We start from the raw sequence: 6,537 nt of genomic DNA on the forward strand, positions 1-6,537 counted from the left end.
CGCGGCGGGACGTGCCCGTATGGCCGACGAGAACGCGCTCGGCGAGCCGGCGGCGGGCGACCTCCCGCCGGACGCGACCGACCGCGAGTACGTGGACCGAGCGATCGAGCTGGCCGAAGCCGCCGTCGCGGTCGGTGACACCCCGTTCGGCGCGCTGCTCGTCGTCGACGGCGAGGTCGTCCGCGAGGCCCGGAACGAGACGAGAACCGAGGAGGACGTCGCTGCCCACCCCGAACTGACGCTCGCGCGGTGGGCCGCGCGCGAATTCGGCGCCGACGAGCCGGCTGCGTGTACGATGTACGCCAGCACGGAGCCGTGCCCCATGTGCGCGACCGCGATCCACTACGCGGGGATCGACCGGGTCGTCTTCGGCGTCGACGGCGAGACGCTGGCCGACCTCTCTGGCGGCGTGGTCCCGATCCCCTGCGAGGAGGTGATCCGCCGCGCCGACGGCGAGACGAGCGTCGAGGGACCGATCGCCGCCGACGCCGCGACGAGCGTCCACGAGTCCTTCTTCGGCGAGCCGTGACGACGGAATCGAACTCCGGAGACGGGGACGACACCGAGAGGACGGAGGGGGCGGTCCGGACCGGCGGCTCCCCCGCGATCCTCTCGGTCGGCGCCGCGGCGATAGACGAGTGGTACGCGGTCAGCAACCTCCCGGAGCCGGACGGGGGCGCGTTCGCCCGCGAGGTCACGTCCGCGTTCGGGGGCGTCGGCGCGAACGCCGCGGTCGCGCTCGACCGCCTCGGCCGCGACGCGGGGCTGATCAGCCGCGTCGGCGACGACGAGTACGGGCGACGCGCGCTGGAGTACCTCGACGAGACCGGCGTCGACGCGACCCACGTCGCGGTCGGCGACGACCCCCACACGCGGTCGCTGATCCTCCGCGACCCGGAGGGCGAGCGCGCCATCGTCACCGCGGGCGAGAGCTTCCGCGGACTCCGACTGGGCGACGACGCGCTGGCGGCGATGGCCGACGCCGACGCGGTGTTCCTCACCGCCTACGCGCCGGATCGCGCCGCGAGACAGGTTCTCGACCGGGTCGAGTCCCTCCGAGAGCGCGCCGCCGAGCGTCCGGAAGCGGACCCGCCCGCGCTCGTCTTCGACCTCTCCGGCCCGGTCGAGGAGCTGGTCGGACGCGGGACCGAGCCGGAAACGGTCCACCGGTTCCTCCATCGGGCCGACCTGTTCGTCGCGGACGGCGTCGCCGCCCCCGCGTTCTTCGGCTCGGCGGACTCGGCGGTCGAGCGGGTCGCGGCCGCGCAGACTCGGGCGACACGCCCGCGGGGACACCGAGGACCGACGTGGCCCCGCGCCGTCCTCACGCACGGCGCGGACGGGATGACGGCGATCGCCGGCGGCGAGGTCTCCCGGTTCGACGCGTTCGACGTCGAGACCGTCGACGCCACCGGCGCCGGCGACGCGTTCACCGCCGGGCTGATCGACCAGTGGATCGCGGGGGGATCGCCCGGGACCGCCGCGGAGCCGCTCGCCGACCGCGACTGCGTCGCTCCCGGCGTGCGGTTCGCGGCCGCGGTCGCCGCGATCAACTGTACCGCCCGGTTCACGCAGCCGGGACTCCCGACGCGGGACGAGGTCGAGTCGTTCCTCGCGGAGCGCGGGTACGGGCCGGCCGGGAGTCGGTGACTCGGATCGGACCCGTGAGCGTCACCGCACCGCGTCGGCGGCCGCGACGAGGGCGGCGACGCGGTCGGCGTCGATCGGCGCGGTCGTCACGCCGCCGCGCTTGAGGGCGGTGCCGACGATGGCGCCGTCGGCGATATCGAGCAGGTCGGCGACCGTCTCGGGGGTGACGCCGCTGCCGACGAGGATCGGCGTGTCGAGTCCGTGGCGCTCGCGCTCGGCGACGACCGCCTCCAAATCCGTCGCGTCGACCGCCTCGCCGGTCCCGGAGCCGGAGGCGATGACGGCGTCGGCGAGGCCGCGCTCGGCGGTGTCCGCGAACGACTCGGCGGCGTAGCCCTCGGGGGTCAGCGGCGCGGAGTGTTTCACGTCGGTGTCGGCGAAGACGCCGACGTCGACGCCCAGGCGGTCACGCAGGCGGAGCGTCTCGTGGGCGCGCCCCTGGACGATCCCCTGATCCGTGACGCGGGCGCCGGTGTGGACGTTCACGCGGACGAAGTCGGCGTCGACCGCGGCGGCGACCGAGAGGGCGGCATCGGCGTCGTTCCGGAGGACGTTGATCCCGAGCGGGAGGTCGGTCTCGGCGGCGACTGCGGTCGCGGCGCGGGTCACGCCGGCGACGACGTGGGGCGGGACCTCGTCGGGGTAGAACGGCGCGTCGCCGAAGTTCTCGATCACGATCCCGTCGACGCCGCCGCGGTCGAGCGCCCGCGCGTCGCTCGCGGCCCGGTCGACCGCCGCGCGCATCGCCTCTCGCCCGTCGTCGGGCGCTTTGGGCGCGCCCGGCAGCGGCGGGAGGTGGACCATGCCGAGCAGCGGCGCAGTCGTGCCGAAGGTGGACTCGAACTCCATCGTGGGTGCCGAGGAGGCGCCCGGACAAAAGCCTCCCCACAGCGTTTAGGGCGCCGGCCGTCTGGGTCCGATCGAGATGGGAATCGACGCGACGGACCCCGGCGACGGCGACGTGACGCTCGTCTTCTCGCTCGGCGCCGCGCGCTCGCTCGCGGACCCGGCCGCGGCGTTCGCCGACGCGCGCCGGTGGGGCCGCCACGTCGGTATCGTCGCGAACGAGGCGGACCAGGTGGCGGCGTTCGCCCGCGACCACGGGATCGAGAACGATTACGCGCTCACGAACTGGGACAAGTGGGGGACGCTGGCGGACGTCCGCGAGGAGAGCGCCGCGCCGCGGTGCGTGTTCGTCGGTACCACCCGCGCGGACGAGCGCGTCGCGACGGAGACCGGCTACGAGTTCCTGCGGGTCGACGAGGCCGCAGCGAAGGCCGGTTGGGAGGTGTCCGATCCGGGCGCGACGGGACCGAACGGCGACGGTCTCGACGGCGATGGTCGCGGCGGCGACGACCGCGGGTCCGGGGGCCTCGCTCGGCTTCGACGGGTAGTCCGCGACGCGGTCTCGCGGTTCCGGTGAGTCCCTGCTCCCCGCTCGTCAGGTCTCGCTCGTCGGCCGCGCCGGGCCCTCGCCCGCGGAAGGTACAAACCGCTCGTCGCCCAACACGGGGTATGTCCTCACCGCTCGCGGACGAGCCGGTCGAGCCGGCCGACGACGACGCGGAGCCGCTCGACGACGACGAGTACGCCGATTACTTCGACGAACTCGGTGACGCCTGGGAGGTGATCGACGACCACCACCTGGAGGCGAGCTACGAGTTCCCCGACTTCGAGACGGCGTTGGCGTTCACGAACGACGTGGGCGAGCTGGCCGAGGCAGAGTGGCACCACCCCGACATCGCGCTGTCGTGGGGCGAGGTCGGGATCGAGATCTGGAGCCACGAGGTCGGCGGGCTGACGCGCGCCGACTTCGTGATGGCGGCGCGGATGGACCGCCTGTACGCCGACTACGAGGGGTGACCGGACGGCCTCAGACCGGACACAGCAACGAACGAGTTTAAACCCCTCCCGGCGAAACGGAGGACAATGAGCGAGAACGTCTTCCTGGTCCCGATCGACCCGGAGAACTTCGACCGAACGGTCCGGTCCCCCGTCGATCTCACCGACTACCCGGATCGGCCCGAACCCCTCGCGGACCTCGACGAGGCCCGCCTGTGGGCCGTCGACGACGACAGCGGCAACGGGTCGACGTTCGAGAAGATGAAGGCGGGCGACCTCCTGTTATTTTACGCGGACGACGAGTACGTCGCGACCGGGCGCATCGGCGAGACGTTCGAGGACGACGACCGGTGGGCGAGCGGGGCGTTCTGGACCGCCTTTCCGACCACCCGAGTGTACACGGTCACCGAGTTCAACGCCGTCTCCGCGCCCAAGCGCGCCGTCAACCGCATCTTCGACTACTCGTCGTCGTACACGCCCGGGTTCATGCGCGTCGCCGACGACCGGGTGAGCGCCGACCTCTCGTCGATCGAGTCCGCGCTGGAACACTACACGAAGCGGAACGCCTGAGCGCGGGCCGTACGCGTCACTCCTTCACTCCTCGATCGCGCCGACCAGCGTCTCGTACGCCGACTCGTAGCGTGTCGCCACGCGGTCGGGATCCCCCCGAACGTCGCCGGACAGCGCCGGGAGCGGGACGGTCGCCAGCGGTTCGATCATCTCCGTCACCGCGTCGACGTGCTCCTCGCGGCTTCCCTCGCGCGGGCTTCCGGCGGCGACCTCTCGGGCCTTCGCGTACCGGTCGCCGGCGTAGATCCGTGCGCGGCCGGGGTCGACGACGGCGACCGCGTCGGGCGCGACCGGCCCGTCGCGGGGGAGCGTCCCGGCGACGTCGGCGTACGACTCGACGACGACCGGGACCGGGGTCCGTGCGACCCGCGCCGCGAGCCGCTCGATCGCCGGGAGGTGCGCCTCGGCCATCACCTCGTTGAAATCGGGCACCTCGCGCACGCGGGTCGCGTCCGCGAGCGGGAGGCGCTCGACGAGGTCGTCGGGGAGCAGCCCCGCGCCCTCGGCCGCGCCGTTGACGACGAACCGCGTTCCGGACGCGGTCGTCACGCGGTCACAGAGGAAGGTGCGGTCGGCGTCGCCGAGTATCCCGGTCCGGCCCGGCGTCGGGCGCCAGAGCCGGTGGACGGGGTTGATCGACTCGGGCGTGACCGCCGAGGGGGACGGGGAGGGCGACGACGGCGACTCGTCGGCGGTCTCCAGCGTCCGGGTGTTTGCGGCCGCGAGGGCCCGGGCGTCCTTCCCGTAGAGGCGGGCGGAATCGGTGGCGACCCGGTAGTCGTCGTGGTCGAACCAGTAGTCGTTGCCCGCGCGGGGCTTGACGCCGACGGCGTCGCCCGCGCGCTCCGCGAGGTGGGCGACCAGCCCCGCCGAGAAGGTGGTCTTGCCGGCGTCGACGCGGGCGCCGCCGGCGACGAGGTACACCGGCGGATCCGACGGCTCCCCGGTCACGCGGACTCGTCGACGGGGGTCGCGTCGCTATCGATGTCTGAGTCCGAGCCGCCCTCCGTTGCGAGTCCGTAGTAGCCCGGGCCGTCCTCGCTCAGCGGCTCGGCGACGACCATGTCCTCGGCGTAGACCAATACCCACGGGACCGCCCAGTCGACCAGCACCGCCTCGGTGTCCGGGTCAACCTCGGCGTCCGGCTCTAACCCCTGAAGCAGGCGACCGATCTCGGGGATCGTGTACATCTGGTCCGGCTCGAACAGCTCGGCAGGCTCGTAGAAGTCGCACGGGTAGGTGGCGTCGAACGCCGACTTCGGTTCGGGCATGCGCGGGGATACGCGACCGCGTCCGTAAACGCTGCCGATACGATCCGAATCGATCCGATGACACTCGGACCAATGCGGTGGCGCGTGCCGACGAGCGGCCGACAGGCCGCGAGTCGCACGCGCGAGGGACGCGGCGACCGGAGCGAAGCGGAGGGAGCCGCGAGGCTGGGGAGGCGTGAGGTGCTGTGCGGAGCGGTGTGGGGCGGGACTCAAAGGGGCAGCCGCGAGGGCGGCGTAGGCGACGCAAGCACCGCAGGGAGCGAACGGAGTGAGCGACCGAGGAGCGCAGCGAGCGTACGCCGCCCTCGCGGCTGGGGCTTTGGAGGTGTTCACCACTAACTCGCGGTCAACCAATGATACCCTCGCGGCTGGGGCTTTGGAAGTGTTCGCCGCGGCTGTTTACAAGGCAATTGCGACACAGAGAGCAGTCACTAACCGGGCAACGTACTGCGAAAAAATGCGGATCTCGACGCGCGTAACGCGTTCGCTCGAACGCGCTTACTCGAACAGCTCGACGGCCTGCTCGTAGCGGCTGGTGGGTTCCTCCCAGTCGACGACCTCGAAGAAGTTGTCGACGAACTCACCGCGAGCCGGACCGTAGTCGTGGTAGTAGGAGTGCTCCCACACGTCGAGCGCCAGAATGGGATGACCGCCCCAGATGGCGCCCTGGTCGTGCTTGTCGACCACGACGTTGCGGAGCTGGTTCGAGAACGTGTCGTACACCAGGAGTGCCCAGCCGCCGGCCGCGGAGGCCGCCGCCTCGAACTCGCCCTTCCAGGCCTCGTACGAGCCGAAGTCCTCCTCGATGCGGTCGGCCAGCGCCCCCTCGGGCTCGTCGCCGCCCTCCGGGGACATGTTCTGCCAGAACAGGTCGTGGAGGATGTGACCCGAGGAGTTGTGGGTCACGTTGCGGATGGCCCCGCCGGACGAAGAGAAGTCGTGGTTCTCACGGTTCTCTTCGAGCGTCTCTTCGGCGGAGTTCCAGCCGTTGACGTACCCCTGATGATGGGTGTCGTGATGCCATTCGAGCACCTGCTCGGAGAGGTGCGGTTCCAGCGCGTCGTACTCGTACGGCAGCGGATCGAGTTCGTAGCTCATGCTTGTATCACCTGCTCTATTGAAAATGGAAGACAGCAACGGGATCACGCCGTAATGAGTTTAGGAAAACGAGGTCGAGAAAGCGGTAATGGGAGTCGCCTTGCTC

At 71.5% G+C, this 6,537-nt stretch carries 9 protein-coding genes; 5 read left to right on the top strand and 4 right to left on the bottom strand.

The genetic code is table 11. The features are described from left to right. Positions 1-19 precede the first annotated feature (19 nt). Positions 20-529 (top strand): nucleoside deaminase, encoded by a 510-nt coding sequence (locus J2744_RS02280; protein WP_209543927.1) that lies wholly within the window; start codon positions 20-22, stop codon positions 527-529. Continuing rightward, positions 526-1,650, top strand: coding sequence for a carbohydrate kinase family protein (locus J2744_RS02285; protein WP_209543929.1), 1,125 nt, complete (start codon positions 526-528; stop codon positions 1,648-1,650). Before J2744_RS02280 ends, J2744_RS02285 begins: the two co-directional genes overlap by 4 nt. 21 nt (positions 1,651-1,671) lie before the next feature. On the opposite strand, the gene J2744_RS02290 is transcribed toward J2744_RS02285, so the two are convergent. Beyond that, positions 1,672-2,499, bottom strand: coding sequence for a BtpA/SgcQ family protein (locus tag J2744_RS02290; protein ID WP_209543941.1), 828 nt, complete (start codon positions 2,497-2,499; stop codon positions 1,672-1,674). Between the two features lie 76 nt (positions 2,500-2,575). Here J2744_RS02290 and J2744_RS02295 point away from each other — a divergent pair, with 76 nt between their 5' ends. From J2744_RS02295 to J2744_RS02305, 3 genes are all read left to right on the top strand, one after another. After that, the gene (locus J2744_RS02295; RefSeq protein WP_209543943.1) at positions 2,576-3,073 is read left to right on the top strand and encodes a DUF7124 domain-containing protein; all 498 of its coding nucleotides are present in this window, start codon (positions 2,576-2,578) and stop codon (positions 3,071-3,073) included. A gap of 92 nt (positions 3,074-3,165) precedes the next feature. After that, the gene (locus J2744_RS02300; RefSeq protein WP_209543945.1) at positions 3,166-3,513 is read left to right on the top strand and encodes a 4a-hydroxytetrahydrobiopterin dehydratase; all 348 of its coding nucleotides are present in this window, start codon (positions 3,166-3,168) and stop codon (positions 3,511-3,513) included. 66 nt (positions 3,514-3,579) lie between these two features. Continuing rightward, positions 3,580-4,062, top strand: coding sequence for a hypothetical protein (locus J2744_RS02305; protein WP_209543947.1), 483 nt, complete (start codon positions 3,580-3,582; stop codon positions 4,060-4,062). Positions 4,063-4,086: 24 nt separating this feature from the next. Here the strand turns inward: J2744_RS02305 and J2744_RS02310 are convergent, their stop codons facing one another. From J2744_RS02310 to sod, 3 genes are all read right to left on the bottom strand, one after another. Next, positions 4,087-5,013 carry an ATPase gene (locus J2744_RS02310; RefSeq protein WP_209543950.1) on the bottom strand — a complete coding sequence of 309 codons (927 nt, stop codon included), beginning with the start codon at positions 5,011-5,013 and terminating at the stop codon, positions 4,087-4,089. Then, complete coding sequence (locus J2744_RS02315; RefSeq protein ID WP_209543952.1) at positions 5,010-5,333, bottom strand: DUF5827 family protein; 324 nt, start codon at positions 5,331-5,333, stop codon at positions 5,010-5,012. Before J2744_RS02315 ends, J2744_RS02310 begins: the two co-directional genes overlap by 4 nt. A gap of 498 nt (positions 5,334-5,831) precedes the next feature. Then, on the bottom strand, positions 5,832-6,431 hold the full coding sequence (gene sod / locus J2744_RS02320; RefSeq protein ID WP_209543953.1) for a superoxide dismutase: 600 nt from the start codon (positions 6,429-6,431) through the stop codon (positions 5,832-5,834). Positions 6,432-6,537: the final 106 nt, after the last annotated feature.

This window comes from Halorubrum trapanicum (genome assembly GCF_017873555.1).
In the GTDB taxonomy this organism is placed as follows: domain Archaea; phylum Halobacteriota; class Halobacteria; order Halobacteriales; family Haloferacaceae; genus Halorubrum; species Halorubrum trapanicum.

Coding starts and splice junctions, on each gene's coding strand:
- sod (WP_209543953.1), bottom strand. CDS start 6,431: ATGAGCTACGAACTCGATCCGCTGCCGTACGAGTACGACGCGCTGGAA.
- J2744_RS02315 (WP_209543952.1), bottom strand. CDS start 5,333: ATGCCCGAACCGAAGTCGGCGTTCGACGCCACCTACCCGTGCGACTTC.
- J2744_RS02280 (WP_209543927.1), top strand. CDS start 20: ATGGCCGACGAGAACGCGCTCGGCGAGCCGGCGGCGGGCGACCTCCCG.
- J2744_RS02290 (WP_209543941.1), bottom strand. CDS start 2,499: ATGGAGTTCGAGTCCACCTTCGGCACGACTGCGCCGCTGCTCGGCATG.
- J2744_RS02300 (WP_209543945.1), top strand. CDS start 3,166: ATGTCCTCACCGCTCGCGGACGAGCCGGTCGAGCCGGCCGACGACGAC.
- J2744_RS02305 (WP_209543947.1), top strand. CDS start 3,580: ATGAGCGAGAACGTCTTCCTGGTCCCGATCGACCCGGAGAACTTCGAC.
- J2744_RS02295 (WP_209543943.1), top strand. CDS start 2,576: ATGGGAATCGACGCGACGGACCCCGGCGACGGCGACGTGACGCTCGTC.